Source organism: Novosphingobium guangzhouense (assembly GCF_002896965.1).
GTDB classification, from domain to species: domain Bacteria; phylum Pseudomonadota; class Alphaproteobacteria; order Sphingomonadales; family Sphingomonadaceae; genus Novosphingobium; species Novosphingobium guangzhouense.
The window spans coordinates 83,872-106,058 of the sequence record NZ_LYMM01000030.1 but is presented as its reverse complement, the minus strand read 5'-3'; the positions used below and the strand labels follow the sequence as shown (position 1 = coordinate 106,058).

At 64.2% G+C, this 22,187-nt stretch carries 20 protein-coding genes; 7 read left to right on the top strand and 13 right to left on the bottom strand.

Annotated features, from left to right (window positions below):
• Nucleotides 1–321: 321 nt before the first annotated feature.
• The 6 genes from A8V01_RS11130 to tyrS form a co-directional block, all read right to left on the bottom strand.
• Nucleotides 322–1,035 carry a dienelactone hydrolase family protein gene (locus A8V01_RS11130; protein ID WP_103095917.1) on the bottom strand — a complete coding sequence of 238 codons (714 nt, stop codon included), beginning with the start codon at nucleotides 1,033–1,035 and terminating at the stop codon, nucleotides 322–324.
• Between the two features lie 26 nt (nucleotides 1,036–1,061).
• Complete coding sequence (cysK, locus tag A8V01_RS11125; RefSeq protein WP_103095916.1) at nucleotides 1,062–1,979, bottom strand: cysteine synthase A; 918 nt, start codon at nucleotides 1,977–1,979, stop codon at nucleotides 1,062–1,064.
• A 2-nt stretch (nucleotides 1,980–1,981) separates the two neighbouring features.
• Nucleotides 1,982–3,262 (bottom strand): MFS transporter, encoded by a 1,281-nt coding sequence (locus A8V01_RS11120; protein ID WP_245892423.1) that lies wholly within the window; start codon nucleotides 3,260–3,262, stop codon nucleotides 1,982–1,984.
• 57 nt (nucleotides 3,263–3,319) lie between these two features.
• A complete protein-coding gene (locus A8V01_RS11115) occupies nucleotides 3,320–5,509 on the bottom strand; it encodes a TonB-dependent receptor (protein ID WP_103095914.1) in 2,190 nt (729 codons plus the stop codon).
• Between the two features lie 98 nt (nucleotides 5,510–5,607).
• The gene (locus A8V01_RS11110) at nucleotides 5,608–5,946 is read right to left on the bottom strand and encodes a PilZ domain-containing protein (protein WP_103095913.1); all 339 of its coding nucleotides are present in this window, start codon (nucleotides 5,944–5,946) and stop codon (nucleotides 5,608–5,610) included.
• Between the two features lie 104 nt (nucleotides 5,947–6,050).
• A complete protein-coding gene (gene tyrS, locus A8V01_RS11105) occupies nucleotides 6,051–7,280 on the bottom strand; it encodes a tyrosine--tRNA ligase (protein WP_103095912.1) in 1,230 nt (409 codons plus the stop codon).
• Between the two features lie 102 nt (nucleotides 7,281–7,382).
• Between tyrS and A8V01_RS11100 the strand changes: the two genes are divergently transcribed.
• The 3 genes from A8V01_RS11100 (at nucleotide 7,383) to A8V01_RS11090 (ending at nucleotide 10,070) form a co-directional block, all read left to right on the top strand.
• Nucleotides 7,383–7,919, top strand: coding sequence for a DOMON-like domain-containing protein (locus tag A8V01_RS11100; RefSeq protein WP_103095911.1), 537 nt, complete (start codon nucleotides 7,383–7,385; stop codon nucleotides 7,917–7,919).
• Nucleotides 7,916–9,118, top strand: coding sequence for an exo-beta-N-acetylmuramidase NamZ family protein (locus tag A8V01_RS11095; RefSeq protein ID WP_103095910.1), 1,203 nt, complete (start codon nucleotides 7,916–7,918; stop codon nucleotides 9,116–9,118). Before A8V01_RS11100 ends, A8V01_RS11095 begins: the two co-directional genes overlap by 4 nt.
• A 79-nt stretch (nucleotides 9,119–9,197) precedes the next feature.
• Nucleotides 9,198–10,070, top strand: a complete 873-nt coding sequence (locus A8V01_RS11090; protein WP_170065895.1) for a class I SAM-dependent methyltransferase — start codon at nucleotides 9,198–9,200, stop codon at nucleotides 10,068–10,070.
• A gap of 4 nt (nucleotides 10,071–10,074) precedes the next feature.
• On the opposite strand, the gene A8V01_RS11085 is transcribed toward A8V01_RS11090, so the two are convergent.
• The 4 genes from A8V01_RS11085 to A8V01_RS11070 form a co-directional block, all read right to left on the bottom strand.
• On the bottom strand, nucleotides 10,075–11,256 hold the full coding sequence (locus A8V01_RS11085; RefSeq protein ID WP_103095908.1) for a vWA domain-containing protein: 1,182 nt from the start codon (nucleotides 11,254–11,256) through the stop codon (nucleotides 10,075–10,077).
• A gap of 165 nt (nucleotides 11,257–11,421) precedes the next feature.
• Complete coding sequence (locus A8V01_RS11080; RefSeq protein WP_103095907.1) at nucleotides 11,422–12,306, bottom strand: DUF817 domain-containing protein; 885 nt, start codon at nucleotides 12,304–12,306, stop codon at nucleotides 11,422–11,424.
• Between the two features lie 17 nt (nucleotides 12,307–12,323).
• Nucleotides 12,324–12,767 carry a GFA family protein gene (locus tag A8V01_RS11075; protein WP_103095906.1) on the bottom strand — a complete coding sequence of 148 codons (444 nt, stop codon included), beginning with the start codon at nucleotides 12,765–12,767 and terminating at the stop codon, nucleotides 12,324–12,326.
• Between the two features lies 1 nt (nucleotide 12,768).
• Nucleotides 12,769–13,614, bottom strand: coding sequence for an AAA family ATPase (locus A8V01_RS11070; RefSeq protein WP_103095905.1), 846 nt, complete (start codon nucleotides 13,612–13,614; stop codon nucleotides 12,769–12,771).
• Between the two features lie 127 nt (nucleotides 13,615–13,741).
• Here A8V01_RS11070 and A8V01_RS11065 point away from each other — a divergent pair, with 127 nt between their 5' ends.
• Nucleotides 13,742–14,950, top strand: a complete 1,209-nt coding sequence (locus A8V01_RS11065; RefSeq protein ID WP_103095904.1) for a glycosyltransferase family 87 protein — start codon at nucleotides 13,742–13,744, stop codon at nucleotides 14,948–14,950.
• On the opposite strand, the gene A8V01_RS11060 is transcribed toward A8V01_RS11065, so the two are convergent.
• The 3 genes from A8V01_RS11060 to A8V01_RS11050 form a co-directional block, all read right to left on the bottom strand.
• Entirely contained in the window at nucleotides 14,910–16,232 is a 1,323-nt protein-coding gene (locus tag A8V01_RS11060) for a serine hydrolase (RefSeq protein ID WP_170065894.1), read from the bottom strand. The genes A8V01_RS11065 and A8V01_RS11060 overlap by 41 nt on opposite strands.
• A gap of 68 nt (nucleotides 16,233–16,300) precedes the next feature.
• Entirely contained in the window at nucleotides 16,301–18,310 is a 2,010-nt protein-coding gene (gene parE, locus A8V01_RS11055) for a DNA topoisomerase IV subunit B (RefSeq protein ID WP_103095902.1), read from the bottom strand.
• Between the two features lie 143 nt (nucleotides 18,311–18,453).
• Entirely contained in the window at nucleotides 18,454–19,641 is a 1,188-nt protein-coding gene (locus A8V01_RS11050; RefSeq protein ID WP_103095901.1) for a penicillin-binding protein activator, read from the bottom strand.
• A gap of 42 nt (nucleotides 19,642–19,683) precedes the next feature.
• Between A8V01_RS11050 and rsmI the strand changes: the two genes are divergently transcribed.
• The 3 genes from rsmI to gshB all read left to right on the top strand — a co-directional run bounded on the left by rsmI (nucleotide 19,684) and on the right by gshB (nucleotide 22,170).
• Nucleotides 19,684–20,511, top strand: coding sequence for a 16S rRNA (cytidine(1402)-2'-O)-methyltransferase (gene rsmI / locus A8V01_RS11045; RefSeq protein WP_103095900.1), 828 nt, complete (start codon nucleotides 19,684–19,686; stop codon nucleotides 20,509–20,511).
• Nucleotides 20,508–20,873 (top strand): YraN family protein, encoded by a 366-nt coding sequence (locus tag A8V01_RS11040; RefSeq protein WP_103095899.1) that lies wholly within the window; start codon nucleotides 20,508–20,510, stop codon nucleotides 20,871–20,873. Before rsmI ends, A8V01_RS11040 begins: the two co-directional genes overlap by 4 nt.
• A 325-nt stretch (nucleotides 20,874–21,198) precedes the next feature.
• The gene (gene gshB / locus A8V01_RS11030) at nucleotides 21,199–22,170 is read left to right on the top strand and encodes a glutathione synthase (protein WP_103095897.1); all 972 of its coding nucleotides are present in this window, start codon (nucleotides 21,199–21,201) and stop codon (nucleotides 22,168–22,170) included.
• Nucleotides 22,171–22,187 lie beyond the last annotated feature (17 nt).

The window sequence follows — 22,187 nt, the reverse complement described above, 5'->3', positions numbered from 1 at the left end:
GACATCGGATGTCCTATCCCGGATGACCCATGGCCGCCCAAGACGCGAACCCTGACGTCGGCCATACGGGACGAGTTCGATGGAATGCTGGTCGAGCCGGGCTGCCCGCTGCTACCCGGCCATTCGCCTGAGCCGCGGAACATACCCCCCCGCGTCCCTGCGTGGACGCTCCCGACGCCGACCCGATTTTACTTTCGGATTGCGTTGCCTTCCCCCGGCGTAATGGCCCGCACTCGCCAGCGGGCAATGGCGTATGCGCTGCAAAAAAAAGCCTCCCCGAGATCAACTCGGGGAGGCTTTTTGCTATCGGCGCCGGATGGCTCAGCTCAGGATTTCGTCGAAGAAGGCCAGCATCGACGCCCATGACTGGCGATCGGCGCTGACGTTGTAGTCGAGGAAGGCCATGCCCTTGTCGGGGCTGTGGGGGTCGGTGAAGCCGTGCTTCACGTTGCCGTAGCTGTGGAAGTGCCAGTTGGCGCCCGCCGCATCCATCTCTTCCCAGAACGCCACCACATGTTCGCGCGGGACGAGCGGATCGGCATCGCCGTGGCAGACGAGGATGCGCGGCTTGATGCCGCCGGGCTGGGCCGGGGCAGTGGTGGGCAGGGTGCCATGGAAACTGACGACGCCCGCCAGATCCTCACCCGCGCGCGCCGCTTCCAGAACGGCCTGGCCGCCCATGCAGTGGCCGATGGCGAAGACCTTCAGGCCATCGGCAATACCGCGCAGGGCCTCGATCCCGGCAATGATCCGTGCGCGGTAATAGGCATTATCGGCGCGCAGCTTTTCGGCGAAGGGGAACGAGGCTTCGAAGCTCTCGATCGGTTCTCCGTAGAAGTCGGTGATCATCACCAGATAGCCCTCTGCGGCAAGGCGCCTTGCGCGCTCTTCCATCAGCGGGATCACGTTGGCGATCGTCGGGAACAGGGCAACGGCCGCGCGCGGCGTGCCTTCCGGGCGCGCCAGCCAGCCGGTGAGTTCCACCCCGGCATGCGAATAGGCGACGGGCTCAAGGCTTGGTTGAGGGGCAGTCATAGTATCTCGCTTGCTTGAAGGTCGGGTTACTCGGGAAGGAAATCGGGCACCGAAAGATACCGTTCGCCGGTATCGTAGTTGAAGCCCAGAACGCGGCTGCCGGCGGGCAGATCGTTCAGCTTCTGGGCGATCGCGGCCAGCGTGGCGCCCGAGCTGATCCCCACCAGCATGCCCTCTTCGGTAGCGCAGCGGCGCGCCCATTCCTTGGCATCGGCGGGATCGACCTGGATGGCGCCGTCGATCGACTGGGTATGCAGGTTGCCCGGAATGAAGCCGGCGCCGATGCCCTGGATCGGGTGGGGACCGGGCTGGCCGCCCGAGATTACCGGGGAGAGCGTCGGCTCGACGGCATAGGCCTTCATCGTTGGCCAGGCGGCCTTCAGCGTCTCTGCGCAGCCGGTGAGATGGCCGCCGGTGCCGACGCCGGTGACGAGCACGTCGATCGGCTCGTCCGCGAAGTCCTTGAGGATTTCCTGTGCGGTCGTCTTCACATGGACGGCGACGTTGGCGGGATTGTCGAACTGCTGGGGCATCCACGCACCAGGGGTCGCCTCGATCAGCTCCTTGGCGCGCTCGATCGCGCCTTTCATGCCCTTTTCGCGCGGGGTCAGGTCGAACTTCGCACCGTAGGCCAGCATCAGGCGGCGGCGTTCCACCGACATCGATTCCGGCATGACAAGGATCAGGGTATAGCCCTTGACCGCCGCGGCCATCGCAAGGCCGATGCCGGTATTGCCCGAAGTTGGCTCGATGATGGTGCCGCCGGGCTTGAGGCTGCTGTCAGCCTCTGCCGCTTCGATCATGGCAAGGCCGATGCGGTCCTTGATCGAGCCGCCGGGGTTGGAACGTTCCGCCTTCACCCAGACTTCATGGTCCGGAAACAGGCGGGACAGGCGGATGTGCGGGGTGTCGCCGATCGTGGCGAGGATGCTTTCAGCCTTCATGATTACTGCTCCCAACGGGCTTCGAAGGTACGGGCCCGGCGCAGTTCCGGGAACAGCCAGGCCCAGGCAAGGGTGATGACTATGGCAGCGCTGCCGCCGAAGACAACCGCTCCGGTCGCGCCGAGCAGCGCCGCGGCAAAGCCGGACTGGAATTCACCCAGTTCGTTCGATGCGGACACGGCAAGGCCGGAAATGGCGGAGACGCGGCCGCGCACGGTGTCGGGCGTGCGCAGCTGGACAAGCGAGCTACGGATGAACACGGATATCATGTCGGCCGCGCCCAGCAACGCTAGGCAGACGAGCGACAGCAGGAAATGGCGCGAGAGGCCAAAGCCGATCGTCGCCGCTCCATAAGCGACAACGGCGGCAAGCATCTTGACGCCGACGTTGGAGGCGAGCGGCCGGAACGAAAGCCAGAACGCCACGATCGCCGCGCCCGCTGCCGTTGCCGCGCGCATCTGGCCAAGCCCTTCGGGGCCGACATGCAAAAGATCGCGGGCGAAGACCGGCATCAGCGCTGTCGCCCCGCCAAGCAGGACGGCGAAGAGGTCCAGCGTGATGCAGCCGAACAGGAAGCGCTCGCCCCACACAAACCTGAAACCCTCCACGATCTGGCGGATCGGGTGGGCCTTGGCCGGGTCGCGCGCGATGGCGGGCAAGTGGCGGATCGCCTGGATCGAGATCGAGGCTCCCAGCGTGAACAGCGCCGAACACCAGTAGGGCAGGGCGTGATGGGCGGCGAACATGAAGCCGTAGGCGGCCGGGCCGATGATCGTGCCGGCCTGCATGGCGATGGAGTTGAAGCCGATCGCGCGCGGAATAAGTTGTGGGGGCACGATGTTGGGCGCGATGGCGGACATCGACGGGCTGATGAACACGCGCACCATGCCGTGCAGTACCGCGAAGGTATAAAGCACCGGCAGGCTGCGCAGTTCAAGGGTCGTGGTGATGCCAAGGCCAAGCGCAACGCACATGTCCAGCAGGGCGGCAGTACCCGCAACCTTGCGGCGATCGAAGCGGTCGGCGACTACGCCCGCAACCGGGGTCAGCAGAAACACCGGAAGGAACTGCGCGAAGCCAAGCAGGCCCAGCTGGAACGACGCCTGCGTGATGGACATTCCATAATCGGTGCGGGCGACATCGTAGAGCTGGTAGCCGATGATCACCACTGTCCCGGTCGTCGCCAGCACGGCGAAGAAGCGCGCCAGCCAGAACTTGCGATAATCGGCGATCTGGAGCGGCGAACTTGGACCGCCGTCGGGAGAAGGATGGGGGAGACTCACGCGATGCTGAATGGCAGCGCGGCCTCCCCTTGCCAAGATAGGGTCAGCTTGATTTTCTTAATAGGTGAACTTGGCCGTCAGGCGAACGTCGCGTCCGGCAATGGGCACGAAGTCGCTGGTGAACGAGGTGGAACGGCGGCCGATCACATCGAACAGGTTGTTCGCCGAAAGCATCAGCGTGACCGGCCCTGCATCGCCAAGCGGATGCCAGTCGGCGCTGAGGTTCACCAGCGTGAAGGCATCGGTCGGGTTTTCGTAATCGCCGACGCGGTCCTGCCTGGCGTTCCATTCGACTTCGCCGCGGACCCGCACTTCTCCAAGAGTTACGGCGCTGCCGCCCCGGACGCGCAGCGGCGGGATACGCGGAACAGGGCCGTAGCCCTTGATCTGGGCATGCGTGTAATCGGCTGCGGCATCGAAGCGCAGTTCTCCGCTGTCCCACGCGGCTGCGCGGACGCTGCCCGAAGCCTCGAAGCCCTTGAAGCGCGCCTCAACGCCCGTGTACTGGTAGACTGGCTGCCCTTCCTGCTCGGCTCCGGTGGCAAGCGGGGCTATGTAGTTGTCGAAATCGGTGAGGTAGCCGGTCAGGGCAAAATCGAAGACCGGGGTATTGTAGCGCAGGTACGCCTCGAAGCCGTTGCTCTTTTCCTTGCCAAGCGTGGCGTCGCCCAGTTCGTAGGACTGGGTGGCGATGTGGATACCATCGCTGAGCAGCTCTTCCGGGGACGGGGCACGTTCGCCATGGATGAAATTCGCACCCACGCTGAACCCGGCGCCCGACTTCCAGCTGGCACCGAAAGCGCCCGACCACAGATCAAAGCCCTTGTCGAACCCGGCACCGCGCGAACGGATGCTGGAGCTGTCGTAGCGGCCCGATGCGTCGAAGGTGATGCCGGAACCGATATCGAGCGATTGCAGGGTGAAGAAGCCGATCCGGTCGATCTCGTAATCGGGCACGACCGCTTCGGGGCCGGTGACCGTCAGGGAGCGCCAAAGGTATTGCACGCCGCTGCGCCCGCGCCAGCCGCCGTTGTTCGCCTGAACGAGATCGAGGCGGGTTTCCAGGCCTTCGCCCTCGAACACGGTGCCGACCTCGTCACCTTCGAACTCGGTGTGCTCGTAATCGGCATAGGCGCCGCGCACCTGAACGCTTTCGAACAGACCTGACAGCTTGAGTTCGCCGCGCAGGTCGAAACGATCCTGCTTCAGACCGATGGTGACATCGCCATGTTCGTGCGCGTGCCCTTCTTCTTCTTCCTCCTCCTCGTGATCATGGCCATGTCCGTGGCCGGTTTCGGGGCGGGAAGGTACGCCATATTTGGTGTCGTAGTGCTGGTACGAGATGCCCAGACTTCCCCCCGCATCGATGAAGGCAATCCCGGCGCCGATGGTCTTGGTGCGGGCGGCGGAGTTGGCCAGGCGTTTGCGCGCACCGGCCTGTGTTTCCAGTTCGACCGCCTCTGCTTCCTCGCCATCTTCCCGAAGGTGCTCGGCGGCGTGGAGCATATCTCCGCGCAGTGCGCTGGAGTAGACGTTGCCGCCGATGCGCAGATCGTCGGCCTTGCGCCACGATGCATCGACGTGAGCAACGAAGCGATCGCCCAACGGCGCCTCGATGGCACCGCTCAGTGCGCGCTCGTCGGCAGCAGTGGCGTAACTGCCGATGCCGGTCGCGGTGATGCGATCGGGCACCTGCCGGGGAATGCGCTTGTCGATCGCGTTGACTGCACCACCGATCGCATTGCCGCCGTAAAGCAGGACCGAGGGGCCGTGGAACACGTCGATATGATCGACGGTCAGCGGATCGAAGACAACGGCATGGTCGACCGAAACGTTCGACGCATCGAGCGATCCGATGCCGTCAGTCAGAACGCTGACGCGGTCGCCGCTGAAGCCGCGCAGAACGGGTCGCGATGCACCGGGCGAGAAACTGGTGGAGGAAACGCCAGGCAGCGTATTCAGGATTTCGCCGATCTGTCCACGCGTCTGGGCCACAAGCGCGTCACCTGCGATACTGGCCGTCGCAGCCAGCAGGCCGTAATCCGTCGGCGGGTGACCGACGACGACGATGTCGCCGGACTTATCACCGTCATGCGGCCGCGCGTGAGCAGCATCGGTGACGTCCACGGGGCGCGGCGTCGAGCCGGCGTCCTGTGCATGGGCATGAGATGAAAGCGCGGCTGAGCTGATGGTGGTCAGAACGCCGGCGCAAGCCAGCAAGGCGATTCGAGAAGGGCGATTGCTCATGGGGCATCCGCTATTTGTAATGTTATACTGTATCAATAGTCTTGCGGGATGCGAGACGAATTGTCTTTGTCTGGCAATATAGTGATACAATATGCCCGTTAGCGACGCGGCCGCAGGCGCGGATTGGGCTGCAGGGTATCGACCAGCTTCAGGAAATCATCGATACGAATGATGCGTTCGAACTGAAAACCGGCGCGGCCTTCATGCGTCCAGATCATGTGGGCCTCGATCCGCCCGACGACAGGCAACCGCATCACAAGACGCTCACCGCGTTCAAGCGTGATGTCGCCCTGAACCATGAAGCCCTGTGCCGAGATATTGACGATGTGCAGTTCGAGATCGCCCAACTGGCGGTGCTCGGCGATCACGGCGTAATCGACCGGGTGACGCGTGGCGCGCCGTTTGTCGGTTACAGTGAGCTGCGCTCCTGCACTCATGGTTTCATGCCTTTGCTCTTTGCGGTCGAGTAACTCTACGGCAAAATGGCAAACAAGGAGTTAATTCCGCCGACCCCGGCTTAGTGAGGCCGGCGGATTGATTGTTATATACCTTTAATGACGCCGTGTTTCTTCTTGCCGACGCTGAGCTTGCGGGTTTCTCCGGCGGCCAGCACGATCAACAGCGCCGGGTCGTCCATCGCCACATCGTCAAGACGCACGGCGCCTTCGGCAATCTTGCGCTTGGCCTCACCGTTCGAAGCAACAAAGCCAAGAGCCGTGCACGCGGCACCAAGGCGGATGCCTTCGGCATTAACTTCGATGGTTGGCAGATCACCACCCATGCCGCCGCCCGCAAAGGTTGCCTGCGCGGTGGCCTCCGCCGATTTCGACGCTTCCTCGCCGCGGCAAAGGCGCGTCGCTTCGTTGGCGAGGACGACCTTGGCCGCGTTGATCTCGTTACCCTGAAGGGCTTCAAGGCGCTCGATCTCGTCCAGCGGCAGGTCGGTGAACAGGCGCAGACGCTTGCCGACATCGCGGTCATCGGTGTTGCGCCAGAACTGCCAGTAATCGAAGTGCGGCAACTGGTCTTCGTTGAGCCAGACCGCACCGCCCACCGTCTTGCCCATCTTGGTGCCATCGGCATTGGTGAGCAGCGGCGTCGTCAGGCCGAAGACCTGGGTGCCATCGACACGGCGGGCAAGTTCGACGCCGTTGACGATGTTGCCCCACTGATCGGACCCACCCATCTGAAGGCGGCATCCGGCGCGGCGCGACAATTCAAGGAAGTCGTATGCCTGCAGGATCATGTAATTGAATTCAAGGAAGCTCAGCGACTGTTCGCGATCAAGGCGCAGCTTCACGGAATCGAAGCTGAGCATGCGGTTGATCGAGAAATGCTGGCCGATATCCCGCAGGAAGGGGATGTATTCCAGCTTGTCGAGCCACTCCGCATTGTCGACCATGATCGCGTCGCTTGGTCCGTCGCCAAACGTCAGGAAGCGTTCGAAGACACGGCGGATGGAGGCGACGTTCTCCTTGATCAGATCCTCGGTCAGCAGCTTGCGCGCTTCATCCTTGAAGCTGGGATCGCCGATCTTGCCGGTGCCGCCGCCCATAACGACGATGGGCTTGTGCCCGGCGCGCTGCAACTGGCGCAGCATCATGATCGATACGAGGTGCCCGACGTGCAGCGAAGGCGCCGTCGGGTCGAAGCCGATATACCCCGGCACCACCTGCTTGGCGGCCATGGCATCAAGGCCCTCGGCGTCGGTCAGCTGGTGGATGTAGCCTCGCTCTTCAAGGAGGCGTAGCAGGGTCGAATTGTAGGTCATCGGTTCCGCTTCGGTTTGAGGGAAGCGCGCGCCTAGCACGGGATGGCGCAGATCGCCAAAACCTCATTGCCACACCGGCATTCCAGCGCATAGCGAGTGGCCATGACCCAACTCCATTTCCATCCGGCGCACCCGCCACTTGCCATTCGAAGCGTGGAGGCGCGCATTATTGGCCACGATTCGCAGTGGCTGCGAGCGCGGTGGAAGATCATGGGGGCGGGGCGACTGGTCGTGCCGCCCTTCGCAGGAAGGGGCCGGGCGGAAGGCTTGTGGCAGACGACGTGTTTCGAACTGTTCCTGCAACCTGTCAAAGCGGCAGCGTACACCGAAATCAACCTGTCGCCGTCGGAGCGCTGGAATGTTTATGATTTCGTAGGTCGGCGCGAGGGAATGGCAGAGCGGGCAATGCCGCGCGAGCCAGACTGCACGTTGCGGCTCGGCACCGACATGGCGATCTTCGATGCCGCAATTCCGGTTGCGGGACTGCCCGCAGCCCCATGGCGCTGCGGTTTCACGGCGGTGATCGAGGAGCAGGGAGGCTGTAAGAGCTACTGGTCGCTTGTCCACGGTTCTGACGTGCCTGACTTCCACGATCCGGCTTGCTTCGTCGCAACCATTGCGGCACCCACCGCGCCATGAAGTTCGGCATAGACCGCCTGCTGGCGGACCCCACCCTGCGCACCCCGCTTGATGGCAAGCGCGTATCGCTTGTCGCTCATCCGGCCTCGGTCACCGAGGGGCTGGTGCATTCGCTTGATGCGCTGATCGCCGCAGGCGTGAACGTCACCAGCGCTTTCGGTCCGCAGCACGGGCTCAAGGGCGATAAACAGGATAACATGGTCGAAACCGTGGACGAAGTGGATGCGGTCTACGGGATTCCGGTGTTCAGCCTTTACGGTGAAGTCCGCCGGCCCACGGCTGCGATGATGGACAGTGCAGATGTCTTCCTGTTTGATCTGCAGGATCTGGGCTGTCGCATCTACACCTTCGTGACGACATTACTCTATCTGCTGCAGGAAGCATCGGCACAGGGAAAAAGCGTCTGGGTGCTTGATCGCCCAAACCCGGCGGGGCGCCCGGTAGAAGGCACAACGCTGCTGCCGGGACAAGAGAGCTTCGTAGGCGCCGGGCCGATGCCGATGCGGCATGGGCTTACCCTGGGCGAGATGGGGCACTGGTTCATCCGACATTTCGGGCTCGACGTGGACTACCGCGTGATCGCAATGGAAGGATGGGAGCCTGAAGCTGCGCCGGGCTATGGCTGGCCGCAGGACCGGATCTGGATAAATCCGAGCCCGAATGCCGCAAACCTCAACATGGCGCGTGCCTATGCCGGCACGGTGATGATCGAAGGCGCAACGGTGTCCGAAGGCCGGGGCACGACCCGCCCTCTGGAAGTCCTGTTCGGCGCACCGGATATCGACGCGAAGGCTGTCCTTGCCGAAATGCAGGCATTTGCCCCTGAATGGCTGGCAGGTTGCGCGATCCGCGAATGCTGGTTCGAGCCGACCTTCCACAAACATGCCGGCAAGCTGTGCAATGGCCTGATGATCCACGCGGAAGGCGGGTTCTATGATCACCATGCTTTCCGGCCGTGGCGCCTTCAGGCATTGGCATTCAAGGCAATCCGCCGCCTGTATCCGGACTATCCGCTCTGGCGCGACTTCCCTTACGAGTATGAATTCGAACGCCTGGCCATCGACGTCATCAATGGTGGTCCTGCCTTGCGAGAGTGGGTGGACAATCCATCTGCCTTGCCGGACGATCTCGACGCCCTGACTGCACGGGACGAGGCTGCATGGCGCTCAGAAGTGGCTGACCTGCTGCTTTACCCCTGAAATCATTCATCGGGTTCGGTTAACCGATCATCCATCGATCTGCCCTACGAAGTCTTGCGTAGGGCAGATGTGGGGTAACATGGTCGACTGCAACATGTGCGGCAGCGCAGGAACGAAGCCCCTGTTCAGGGTCAAAGGGTTTGATCTTGTTCAGTGCGTTCGATGCGATCTGGCTTATGTCTCGAATCCTCCCGATCCGGAAGGGCTGCGAAAGCTCTATTCCGCGGGGGAGAGCGATTACCATTCCGAACTGCATGACCCCGACAGCGCGGCATCGCGGCGCATGGCGGCGATCGCCGCGCGGCACCTGACATTTACGCGGCGGTTCGTCACAGAGGGGCGGCTTGTCGACGTCGGCTGTTCATCGGGGGAATTCCTTCTGCTTGCGCAGAAGGCAGGGTTCGATTGTTCCGGGATCGAGTTCTCCGAAGAATCGGCGATCGAGGCCCGCCGCCGAACCGGGCTGACGGTGGAGCGCGGTACGCTGCACGATACGACCATTGAGGCCGGTTCATGTGACGTGCTCACCCTATTCGACGTCATCGAACACGTGCCTGATCCGCTGGCCGATCTTGCGCGGGCCTTTGAACTTCTGGCGCCCGGTGGATGGCTTGTGCTCTCTACCCCCAACATCGACGGGCTGTTCCCCCGAGCTTCGCGGCCGCTGGCGAACAGGCTGGACTACTGGCCTCATCCGGAACCGCCGCATCATCTGTTTCAGTTCTCTCAGACCACGCTGTCCCGCATGGTCGGGCAGGCCGGCTTTTCCGTCGAAGGTGTGCGCCACTGCAACATCGACCTTGCCTATACCTTCGGCACCCCCGCGACGCTGGCGCGAATGCCCAAGCGGCTGGCCTATGCGGCGCTCTTTGCTCCTCTGGCCAAGCTGGGGCCGATGTTGAACATGGGCGACTGGCTTTACATGGCCGCGCGCAAACCGAAGGCGAACTGACGCTTCAGCCCTTCTTGCGCGTCAGTTCGCGCATCGCGTCGTCCAGGCCGTCGAGCGTAAGTGGGTACATGGCCCCGCCCATGATCTCGCGGATCATCCGGGTCGATCCGGAGTAGCCCCACTGCCGTTCGGCGGAGGGGTTCAGCCAGACCGTTGCCGGATATGTCTGAACCACGCGGTTCAGCCATACCGCGCCCGCCTCCTCGTTCATGTGCTCTACCGAGCCGCCGGGGTGGCTGATTTCGTAAGGGCTCATCGCCGCATCGCCGACGAAAATCACCTTGTAGTCGTGGCCGTACTTGTGGAGCACGTCCCAGGTCGGTGTGCGCTGGCTCCAGCGGCGGCGGTTGTCCTTCCATACGCCTTCGTAAAGGCAGTTGTGGAAGTAGAAGAACTCCATGTTCTTGAACTCTGCGGTGGCGGCGCTGAACAGGTCCTCCACCAGCCGGATGAACGGGTCCATCGAACCGCCCACGTCGAGGAACAGCAGCACTTTTACTGCATTGTGCCGCTCCGGGCGCATGACCACGTCGAGCCAGCCCTGTTTCGCCGTGCCTGCGATCGTGGCGTCGAGGTCAAGTTCCTCTGCCGCGCCTTCACGCGCGAAGCGGCGCAGGCGGCGCAGGGCCACCTTGATGTTGCGGGTGCCTAGTTCTCGGCTGTTGTCGAGGTTGGCGAATTCGCGCTTTTCCCAGACCTTGATTGCGCGGCCCTGCTTTCCTTCGCCGCCGATCCGCACGCCTTCGGGGTTGTAACCTGAATGGCCGAACGGCGACGTGCCGTTGGTGCCGATCCACTTGTTGCCGCCCTGATGGCGCTTTTCCTGTTCTTCCAGACGCTTCTTGAGCGTTTCCATGATCTCGTCCCACGAGCCGAGAGCCTTCACCGCCTCCATCTCCTCGGCGGTGAAATAGCGTTCGGCCAGCTTTTTCAGCCAGTCCTCGGGGATGTCCACCGGCTGCTGGCCGTAGTCGCTGAAGGTGCCTTCGAAGACCTTGCGGAACACCTGGTCGAAACGGTCGAGCAGGCCCTCGTCCTTCACGAACGTGGCGCGGCTGAGGTAGTAGAACGCCTCTGGCGTCTGCTCGATCACGTCCTTGTCGAGCGCTTCGAGCAGGACCAGGTGCTCTTTGAGCGAGGCGGGAATCCCGGCGCTGCGCAGTTCGTCGATGAAGTTCAGGAACATCGCGGGCTCCGGCTGCGGGTTGACACGGAACGACGGGTGAAAATGTGTCGCCTTACCCGTGAGTCCCCCGGTTTTCCGAGGGTTTCCGAAAAGGCCGTGTGACCTTTGGGAAGACCGCAAGGTGACAGGTCGGGGAGGGCGGGCAGGCGGGTCATGCGGCGCATTCTACCGATCGTGCGCGGTGTAGGAAACGGACGGAACCGCCGCCCGCATCCGGGGCCGATGAACGAGCGCGACCAGCACGAACGAAATGTACATCAACAGATACCACGCTCCCAGCTTGCCGAAATGGACCATCGCCCAGCCGCTGCGCTGACTTGGGTAGATCCACGCGCGCGAGAACGTGGCAAGGTTCTCTGCGAACCAGATGAACAGCGCGACGAGGAACCAGCCGAGCAGCAGCGGCATCCAGCGATCCTCGCGCCAGACGCGAAACCAGATGCGCGTGCGGGCGAAGCACAGCGCCAGCATGGCAAAGAGGATCAGCCGCATGTCCGGCAGCCAGTGGTGTGCAAAGAAATTGACGTAGATCGCCGTGGCCAGCACCACCGACAGCCACTCGCGCGGGTATCCGGTGAAGCGGAAATCGAAAATCCGCCAGACGCGCGCGATGTAGCTGCCGACGGCGGCGTACATGAAGCCCGAGAACAGCGGCACGCCGCCGATCCGCAACATGGCCGCTTCCGGATACTCCCATGATCCCACCGCCGTCTTGAACAGTTCCATCACGGTGCCGACGGCATGGAAGGCAAGGATGACCTTGGCTTCCTCCAGCGTTTCCAGTCGCAGCGCCAGCATGGCAAGCTGGATGGCCAGCGCGCTGATCGTCAGGAAATCGTATCGCGCAAGCGGCGCATCCTCTGGATAGAACAGATGCGTGCCCAGCAGCAGCGCCAGCAGAAGTGCTCCGAACAGGCAGGCCCAGCCCTGCTTGAACCCGAACAGCGCGAATTCGTAGGTCCACGCGCGCCAGCCCGGACGCGGCGTGAACTCTTCCAGCCGCGCGCGGATTGCGGCAAAGCGGGTGTGCGTGGTCGGCCCCGTGGTCATGGCCCGAATGCCTGTGCTCAGTCCTGCGATGTGGGCTTGGGCATGGGCGCGGGCGGCTGCTGCGGCCAGCGTTCCAGCGCCGGGTCGATCATCGCCCAGTCGGGCGCGTCGTCAGTCCAGATCGCCATCGCGGGCCTCAGGCGATGATCGCCTTCCAGCATGCCGATGCGGATGGTGCGGAACTGTGGACGGGCGCTTGACCGGCCAAGCACCGGGCTGCCGCAGGACAGGCAGAACTCCTGCGTCAGCGTGTTTCCGCTGGCGGCGACATAGACGAATTCACCGCGCGCCCCCGAAAGCGTCACCGAATCGGTCGGGAACATCGCATTGTTGGTCGGGCCGCCCGCCGCCGTCTTCTGGCACTGACGGCACCAGCACTGGCGCGTGGCGACCGGCTCTGCGGTGATCTCTGCCGTCACCGCACCGCAGTTGCAGCGGCCGGTGTAGAGAAGCGCGGTCATCTCAGCGATTGCCCCGTGCCATGAAGGCCAGCCTTTCGAACATCATCACGTCCTGTTCGTTCTTGAGCAGCGCGCCGTGCAGCGGCGGAATGGCCTTGCCGGGGTCCTTGCTCTGCAGCACGTCCAGCGGCATGTCCTCGTTCATCAGCAGCTTCAGCCAGTCGAGCAGTTCGCTGGTTGATGGCTTCTTCTTGAGGCCGGGCACTTCGCGCAGTTCGTAGAAGATCTCCATCGCCTTGCGCACCAGCACCTTCTGTATGCCGGGGAAATGGACATCGACGATGGCTTCCATCGTCTCGCGATCGGGGAAGCGGATGTAGTGGAAGAAGCAGCGGCGCAGGAACGCGTCGGGCAAGTCCTTCTCGTTGTTGGACGTGATGACCACGATCGGCCGTTCCACCGCGGCGACGTGTTCGCCCGTCTCGTAGACGTCGAAGGCCATGCGGTCCAGTTCGGCCAGAAGGTCGTTGGGAAATTCGATATCGGCCTTGTCGATCTCGTCGATCAGCAGCACCGGCAGCCGCGGCGCGGTGAAAGCCTCCCACAGCTTGCCCTTGCGGATGTAGTTGCCGATATCATGGACCCGTGCATCGCCCAGCTGGCCGTCCCGCAGGCGCGCTACCGCGTCATATTCGTAAAGCCCCTGATGCGCCTTGGTGGTGGACTTGACGTTCCAGGTGATCAGCGGCGCGTCCAGAGCCTGTGCGATCTGTTCGGCCAGCACTGTCTTGCCGGTGCCGGGCTCTCCCTTGACCAGCAGCGGGCGGCGCAACAGCACAGCGGCATTGACCGCGACCTTCAGGTCTTCGGTGGCGACATAATTGCTGGTGCCTTCGAAACGCTGCATCGGCTTATCCCACTCGCTTTAACCGTTTGATTAAGCCTTATGTGGTGCGGCGCAGCAAGGCAATATCGCTCCGGATACGACGGGGAGGCGATGGACTTCCCTGATCGGGCGTTGCACAGCATCGCCCATGGGGCTCTATTTCCTGCGAAAGATGGACTGGCTGGGCGCGGCGCGTTGCCGTGCCTACCTGCGCATTCTGGCGCTGCTCAACGTGGGGATGCTGGTCTGGCTGGTGGCGGGTTCGCACGGCGGTATCGATCGCAACGGGTTCCTGCTGGGCAGCGATTTCATCAGCTTCTGGACGGCGGGGCACATGCTGCGCGAAGGAGCCGACATCTATGACGGCGGGGCCCATATCGCTGCGCAGCGGGCGTATTATGCCTCGGCGGGCGGCTATACCGCGTTCTTCTACCCGCCGTCCTTCCTGCCGTTCTGCTGGCCGCTGGGAGGCATGGGTTACTTCCCGGCGCTGGCTGGGTGGCTGCTGACGACGGCAACGGTCTATGTCGCAAGTACGCGCGTCTGGTGGCACGAGGCGAAGTTGCCGGTGCCGCTGTGGTTGCTGATCCTGGCGTTTCCGGCAGTGCCGATCGTGGTGACGCATGGTCAGACGGCGTTCCTCGTTGCCGGGTTGCTGGGGGCGGGGCTGTGCCTGGTGCCCCTGCGTCCCGTTGCGGCAGGTGTGCTGCTGGGGCTGGCGACGATCAAACCGCAGTTCGGCTTGCTGCTGCCGATCGTCCTGCTGCTGACGGGGCAGTGGCGCACGATCCTTGCCGCCGTCCTGACCGCCGGGCTGCTGGCGACGGCATCGGCCATGCTGTTCGGCGTGGAGGTATGGGCCGGGTGGCTGGCCGCCAGTGGCCGCGCGCAGGAAGCCATGGCGGCGGGCGCTGTCGGCTATGCCAAGATGGTGAGCCCCTTCGCTGCGCTCAAGTTGCTGGGCGCGACGACAGAGGTGGCTTACGCGGGGCAGGCACTGGTCATTCTGGCGGTGGCCGCCGTGCTGGCGCGGGTGGCTTGGCGGGCAGGATGGACCACCGGACTGGCCGCACTTGCCCTTGCAGGAGCGCCGCTGGCGACGCCCTTCGTGCTCGATTATGACATGGTGCTGCTGGCGTTCCCGCTGATCTGGCTGGTGGGGAGGGGGCTGCGCGATGGTTTTGACGATTGGGAGAAGCTGGCGATCCTGCTGGCCTTCGTCGGACCGGCCTTCGCGCGGCCGCTGGCGTTGAGCCTTGGCCTGCCGGTCATGGTGCCGGTGCTGGGTCTCTTGTTCTTCGTGCTGTGGCGAAAGGTCAGCGCGCCAGCCTCGCCAGCCTTGCCAGCCGCAGCATGAGCAGTTCGAAGCGCTGGTTGTCGACCGGCGCCTTGCCATCGTTCCAGCTTCCGGTCGCGACCGACCATGTGCCTGCCGCATCGCGCAGGAGCCAGGTCATGCTGATCACGCCGTCCTCCGAGCCGCCCTTGTAGCCCACATAGGCGTGTGCGCGGGCGCTGGCATCGTCCATCGCCGGGTTGATGCCAAGAATGTCGAACACTTCCCGGCTGTCGAGACGGCGCAGGTCGTCCATCACGCCGGCAAGGTCGGCGGGGGAGGCGAACCATTCGATCCGCTCGATCGCTACAGGACCATGACCGAAGACTTCTCCGGGATCGGCCTGGGCGATCCGAGAGAGGTCGAGCGCGTCGAGCCGGCGCTGGCGTTCCTGCGGTGTGGCGCGTGCATAGTCCCGCGTCACCGCATCGCCGCCGCGCTTGAGGGCAAAGAGCTGCGCGGTTGTCAGCATCGGGGCCAGCGCCTCGGGCTTTGCATGCCCGGCAAGGCGAACCTCGCGGTCCAGTGCGTCCTGCCCGACGAGCCGCACCAGCATATCGGTGGCGGTATTGTCGCTGATCGAGATCATCAGGCTGGCCAGGGTGTGAAGCGTGACGGGCGCTCCATCGGGCAGCGTGTGGATGGTGCCGCCGGGGAAGGACTTGCCCTCTACCGGCACCACGTCGCTCCAGCGCCGCTTGCCTTCGTTCACCTGCCGGGCCAGCGCGGCAAGCACATATAGCTTGAAGGAGGAGCCCACCGCGAAGGGCACCGTTGCCTTGCGTCCCTTCACAAGCGCGGGCGCGCCATCGCCAAGGCGGTAGAGCGCGAACCCTGCGGTGCCGGGCAGGGCGGCGAAGTCTGCTTCCAGCGCGTCGAGACTGTCGGCAAGCGGCGTTACGGCAAAGATACGAAAGCCTGCGACGCGGGGCTGGTCGCCGGCGCCCAGTTCGATCCGGGCGGGCGCCGTGGCATTGGCCAGCTTCAGGGTGAATGTTGCCGAGCGCTGCTGCTCCCGCCGGAAGTCGGCATAACCTTCGACCGCACCACCCTGCGCGGTGATCTGGGCGGTGAGGGCACGTAGGCGCTCTGCCGGGACTTCGTTCAGGAAACGGGCGTCGAAAGTCTGCGCCGGATCGCGCGTGCCCTGCATTACCGCGATGACCTGATCAGCCCGATCGCGCAGTAACGCTTCCGTAGCGTCCTCGGCCTGCGCGGAAGCGCTGCCCGGAACGAGCGCCAGAACCAGCCCCAAAACCAGCGCCAGCATTAGCCCCAGAAAACCACGCAGCAACCCGACCATGGAATGCCCCTTCGCCATCATCGCCCCACAGGCTGACGAGCGGCAGGGGACAGGTCAACCGATGTCCGTCAGGCGTCGATCAATTCCCGATCGACGTCGCCTGCACGGTTCTGGATGAAGTTGAAGCGGTGCTCCGGGTTGCGGCCCATCAGCCTGTCGACCAGATCCTTGACGGCAAAGCGCCCCTCATTCTCCTGCGGCAGCGTGATGCGGATCAGTGAACGGGTTTCCGGGCTCATCGTGGTTTCGCGCAACTGGCCGGGGTTCATTTCGCCAAGCCCCTTGAAGCGGCCGACTTCGACCTTCTTGCCCTTGAACCTGGTCGCTTCCAGTTCCGCGCGATGCGCATCGTCGCGGGCATAGGCCGAAGTGGCGCCCGAGGTCAGACGATAGAGCGGCGGCTGGGCGAGGTAGAGGTGTCCGCGCCGCACGATTTCCGGCATTTCCTGGAAGAAGAAGGTCATCAGCAGCGTGGCGATATGCGCACCGTCCACGTCGGCGTCGGTCATGATGACGATGCGGTCGTAGCGCAGGTTGTCCGCATTGCAGTCCTTGCGGGTGCCGCAGCCGAGCGCGAGGCCGAGGTCGGCGATTTCCTGGTTGGCGCGGATCTTGTCCGCCGTGGCGCTGGCAACGTTGAGGATCTTGCCGCGGATCGGCAGGATCGCCTGCGTCTTGCGATCGCGCGCCTGTTTGGCCGAGCCACCTGCCGAATCGCCTTCGACGATGAACAGTTCGGTTTCGCCATGCCCTTCGCCCGAACAGTCGGTCAGCTTGCCGGGAAGGCGCAGCTTGCGGGCGTTGGTGGCGGTCTTGCGCTTGACCTCTCGCTCTGCCTTGCGGCGCAGGCGTTCATCCATGCGCTCCATCACCGCGCCCAGCAGCGCCTTGCCGCGATCTAGGTTGTCGGTGAGGAAGTGGTCGAAGTGGTCGCGCACTGCCGCCTCGACCATGCGCGCGGCCTCCGGCGAGGTCAGGCGGTCCTTCGTCTGGCTTTGGAACTGGGGGTCGCGGATGAAGACCGAAAGCATCACTTCGCTGCCGGTCACCACGTCGTCAGGCGTGATGTCCTTGGCCTTCTTGGCCTGTCCGACAAGATCGGCGAAGGCGCGGATGCCCTTGGTCAGCGCGCCGCGAAGGCCCTGTTCATGGGTGCCGCCATCGGGCGTCGGAATGGTGTTGCAGTACCACGAATAGCTGCCGTCAGAATAGAGCGGCCAGGCGATCGCCCATTCCACGCGGCCCTGTTCTGCACCGTCTTCGCCCTTGGGAAAGTCCTGACTGCCAGAGAAGAACTGTGTGGTCACGCATTCGCGGCTGCCGATCTGTTCGGCAAGGTGGTCGGCCAGACCGCCGGGGAACTGGAAGGTTGCTTCCGCCGGAACGCCGTCCACGGCAAGCGCGGGTGAGCACTTCCAGCGGATTTCCACGCCTGCGAACAGGTAAGCCTTCGACCGGACCAGCTTGAACAGCCGTGCGGGCTTGAACTTCTGGTCGCCGAAGATCTCGGTGTCAGGCGTGAAGGTGACGGCGGTGCCGCGCCGGTTGGGCGCCGCGCCCACGCGCTGGATCGGGCCAAGGGTTACCCCGCGTGAGAATTCCTGCGCGTAAAGCTCCTTGTTGCGCGCCACTTCCACGCGCGTCTTGACCGACAATGCATTGACCACCGAGATGCCGACGCCATGCAGACCGCCCGAGGTGGCATAGGCCTTGCCGGAGAACTTGCCGCCTGAATGAAGGGTGGAAAGGATCACTTCCAGCGCCGACTTGCCGGGAAACTTGGGATGTTCGTCCACCGGGATGCCGCGCCCGTTATCGGTGATGGTGAGGCGACCGGCGGTTCCGGGTTCCTCTTCCAGCGTCACTTCGATGCGGTTGGCGTGCCCGGCGACGGCTTCGTCCATCGCGTTGTCGAGAACTTCGGCTGCAAGGTGGTGCAGCGCGCGTTCGTCGGTGCCCCCGATGTACATGCCCGGGCGGCGGCGGACAGGTTCGAGACCCTCCAGCACCTCGATGGCGGAACCGTCATAGGACTCGCCGGAAGCGGCGGGGAGCTTGTCGAAGAGGTCGTCGGACATGGCTGCCACTATAGGACGCGCGGAATCGTGGCGGCAAGCGGGGCTTTGCGCTTTATCCGCAGGGCCGGTTCAAATCGGGAACGGAAGGTGGGTGGCGCAGAGGCTTCGGCAACCTCAAGCTGAGCTTGCCGAAGCCTCGGCCGTCACTCGCCGAACTTCACGGGCGCCGGACTGACCACCTTGGTGGCGCCGGCGCCGACCTCACGCACTTCCAGCGCGCGTTCGATCAGGCCGCCCTTGGTGAAGCGGAATGCGCCGTCCACGCCCAGGAAGCCGCCGGGAAACGCCTTGGTGTCGCGCAGGGTATCGGCGGGGAAGCGGGTGCCCGGCTTCCAGTCGCGCGCGACCCGCAGGGTCAGCAGCACGGCATCGTATCCAAGGGTTGCAATGCGGAACGGCTGGCCGCCGAAGCGGGCGCGGTAGCTCTTGGAGAACTGGGCGAAGCGCTGGTCGGAAACGGTGGAGTACCACGCGCCCGCCAGCGCGGCCGATGCGTTGACGTCCCGCTCGCCGCTCCACAGTTCGGTGCCCAGCAGGCGCACGCCGGGGGTCTTGGACGTACCCTTGAAGGCAGTGGCGGCGCGCACTGAAAGCGATCCGCTGTCGGCGATAAGCAGGGCCTCGAAACCGCCCTTGGCCTTCACACGCTGCGCGGCGGAGGCGATGGAGGCGGCGCTGCGCTCATAAGGTTCGAGGGCAACGACCGATCCGCCGCCGGAACGCACCGCCGCCAGCAGCGCGGCGCTGGTCCGGTCGCCGTAATCGCCACGCGGAACCAGCGCGCCGAAGGTGGAGATACCCTGCGCGCGGGCATATTGCACGGTGCGGGTCACCGATTGTCCGGGCAGGTTGCCCATGATCAGCACGTCACGGCTGGCCGCCTGCTCATCGTTCGAGAACGAGATGACCGGGATCTTGGCCGCACGCGCGACGCCGGACACGGTGGGGATATCATCCGACAGCAGCGGGCCGAGAATCAGCTGGTTTCCATCCGCGATGGCCTTGCGCGTGGCCTCGGCCGCACCGGCGGAGGTGTCATAGGTGGTTACGCGCAGGTTCTTCGCGGACGTATCGAGCAAGGCCATGTTGGCGGCATTGGCGATCGCCTGGCCGACCCCCGCGTTCACGCCGGTCACCGGAACCAGCAGCGCCACGCGATGCCGTTCGGTGTCGACGGGAATGTCGCTTTGGGAAGGCGCGGGCGTCGGGGCGGGCGCGGGGCCGGATACGGGCGCCTTGGGTACTACGGTACAACCCGCGAGCACGGCCATCGCCGCTGCGGCGAGAAGATTCCGGCGATTGAGGCGCCGATTCCCGCTGGCGTCGAACATTGGCTTGCCGCTCCCTCTATCTATGGGCCATGAGATCGGCCGATGGAAAACACACTCTTGCCGGGCCTTTACATAGTCGCAACCCCCATTGGCAACCTGGGGGACATTACCCTGCGGGCGGTGGAGACCCTGCGGGGCGTCTCCATAGTCGCCTGCGAGGACACCCGCGTGACGGGCAAGCTGCTGCATCACCTGGGTTTGAAGAAGAAGCTGCTGCGCTACGACGACCACGCTGGCGAGGGCGATCGCGAACGGTTGCTGGCCTTGATGGAGGCAGAGCCGGTGGCGCTTGTCAGCGATGCCGGAACGCCGCTTATCTCCGACCCCGGCTATCGCCTTGTGCGTACCGCGCGCGAGCGGGGAATCGCGGTTACCAGCCTGCCGGGGCCGAATGCGGCGGTCGTGGCGATGACGCTGTCGGGCCTGCCGAACGACCGCTTCCTGTTCGCCGGGTTCCTGCCCAACAAGGCCAAGGCGCGCGAGGATATGCTGGCCGAACTGGCGAAGGTTCCGGCTACCCTGATCTTCTATGAGACCGCGCCGCGCCTCGATGCATCGCTTGGCGCGATCGCGTCGGTGCTGCCCGGGCGCGAGGTTGCGGTGGCGCGCGAACTCACCAAGAAGTTCGAGGAATGCCGTAGCGGTTCTCCACAGGAACTGTCGGAATACTATGCCGCGCACCCGCCCAAGGGGGAAATCGTGCTGCTGATCGCCCCGCCCGGAGATGAACCGCTGGGCGAGGTTGATGTCGATACCCTGCTGCGAGAGGCGCTTTCCACCGCCAAGGCATCGCAGGCCGCCGCCGCCGTGGCGAAAGCAACCGGCCTTGATCGCAAGGTGCTTTACGCAAGGGCGATGGAACTCAAGTGAGCGATCGGCGCCGCCGGGCAGAGCAGCGGGGAAGGCGGGGCGAATGGATCGCCGGGGTCTGGCTGTGGCTCACCGGCTGGCGAATCGTCGGTCGCCGGGTGAAGACCCGGATCGGCGAGGTCGATCTCGTCGCGCGGCGGGGGCGTACCGTGTGTTTCGTCGAGGTCAAATGGCGCGCGTCTCGGGCTGATCTTGCGACGGCTATCGATGCCCGGCGTCTGCAACGGGTTGCAGATGCGGCACGGCTCATCGCACCGCGCTATGCGCGTCCAGGCGACGACCAGCGGATCGACGTGATCCTGATCGCGCCCGGATGCCGGCCACGCCGGATCACCAATGCCTGGCAACCCGGCGCGATGTAGCGTTTATCGACCCTTCGGGTGCTCTGTAGGATGCTCGGTCGGGTGAGGGGACGGATGGTCCGTCGGATGCGGCGATGGATGATCGGTGGGATGCGGCGTGGGCGTTTGCGTGGGATGCGGGTCCGGGTTCGCAAACGCGATGCCCGGTGCGGCAAGGAGGCCGCCGGCGCAGACAAGGGCGATGAAGGTGTGCTTCCTGATCATGGAAAAATTCTCTCCCTGAAAGAAGTTGAGGTTCGCTTTGCGCGCCAGCGACCTATATGCGCGAAACACAGCTGGCTTCATTAACGAGCCACCCCGGACGCCCCCGTAGGAGCGCGATTACATGACCTTGCGTATTGCCGTTCAGATGGACCCGCTCGAATCGATCAAGATCGGCGGGGATTCAAGCTTTGCCCTGATGCTGGCCGCGCAGGCGCGCGGGCATACCCTTTATCATTACGACGTGCGCACGCTGGCCTATGACACCGCCTATGGCGCGGGTGGCCGGCTGACCTGCTGGGGCGCCCCGGTCACCGTGCAGCGGGTGGAGGGTAATCACTTCACGCGCGGCGAATATCGCCTGATCGACCTTGTCGCCGATATCGACGTGGTGCTGATGCGGCAGGATCCGCCGTTCGACCTTGGCTACATCACTGCAACGCACCTGCTGGAACGTCTTGCCGGCAAGACGCTGGTGGCCAACGATCCTGCATCGGTGCGCAATGCGCCTGAAAAGGTCTTCGTACTCGATTACGCGCAGTTCATGCCGCCCACGTTCATTGCCCGCCGGATCGAGGACGTGAAGGCGTTCAATGCCCGCCATCCCGGCGACCTGGTGATCAAGCCGCTCCACGGCAACGGCGGCAAGGCCGTGTTCCGCGTACCTGCCGACGGTTCCAACCTCGGGGCGCTGATCGAAATGTTCGAGAACGCGTGGGTCGAGCCGTTCATGGTCCAGCCCTTCCTTCCCGACGTGTCCGAAGGCGACAAGCGCATCGTCCTTGTCGACGGCGAATTCGCAGGCGCCATCAACCGCAAGCCGGGCGAAGGCGAATTCCGTTCCAACCTTGCCGTCGGCGGATCGGCAGAGGCAAGTACGCTCACTTCGGCGGAAGAGGAAATCTGTGCGGCGCTTGGGCCGGAACTCAAGGCGCGGGGGCTGGTTTTCGTTGGCATCGACGTGATTGGCGGGAAATGGCTGACGGAAATCAACGTGACTTCGCCCACCGGCATCGTGGCGATCGACCGCTTCAACGGCACCGATACCGCCGCGCGGATATGGGACGCAATCGAGCGGCGGCACAAGCTGATGTGACGATGCCTGCGGTCGTC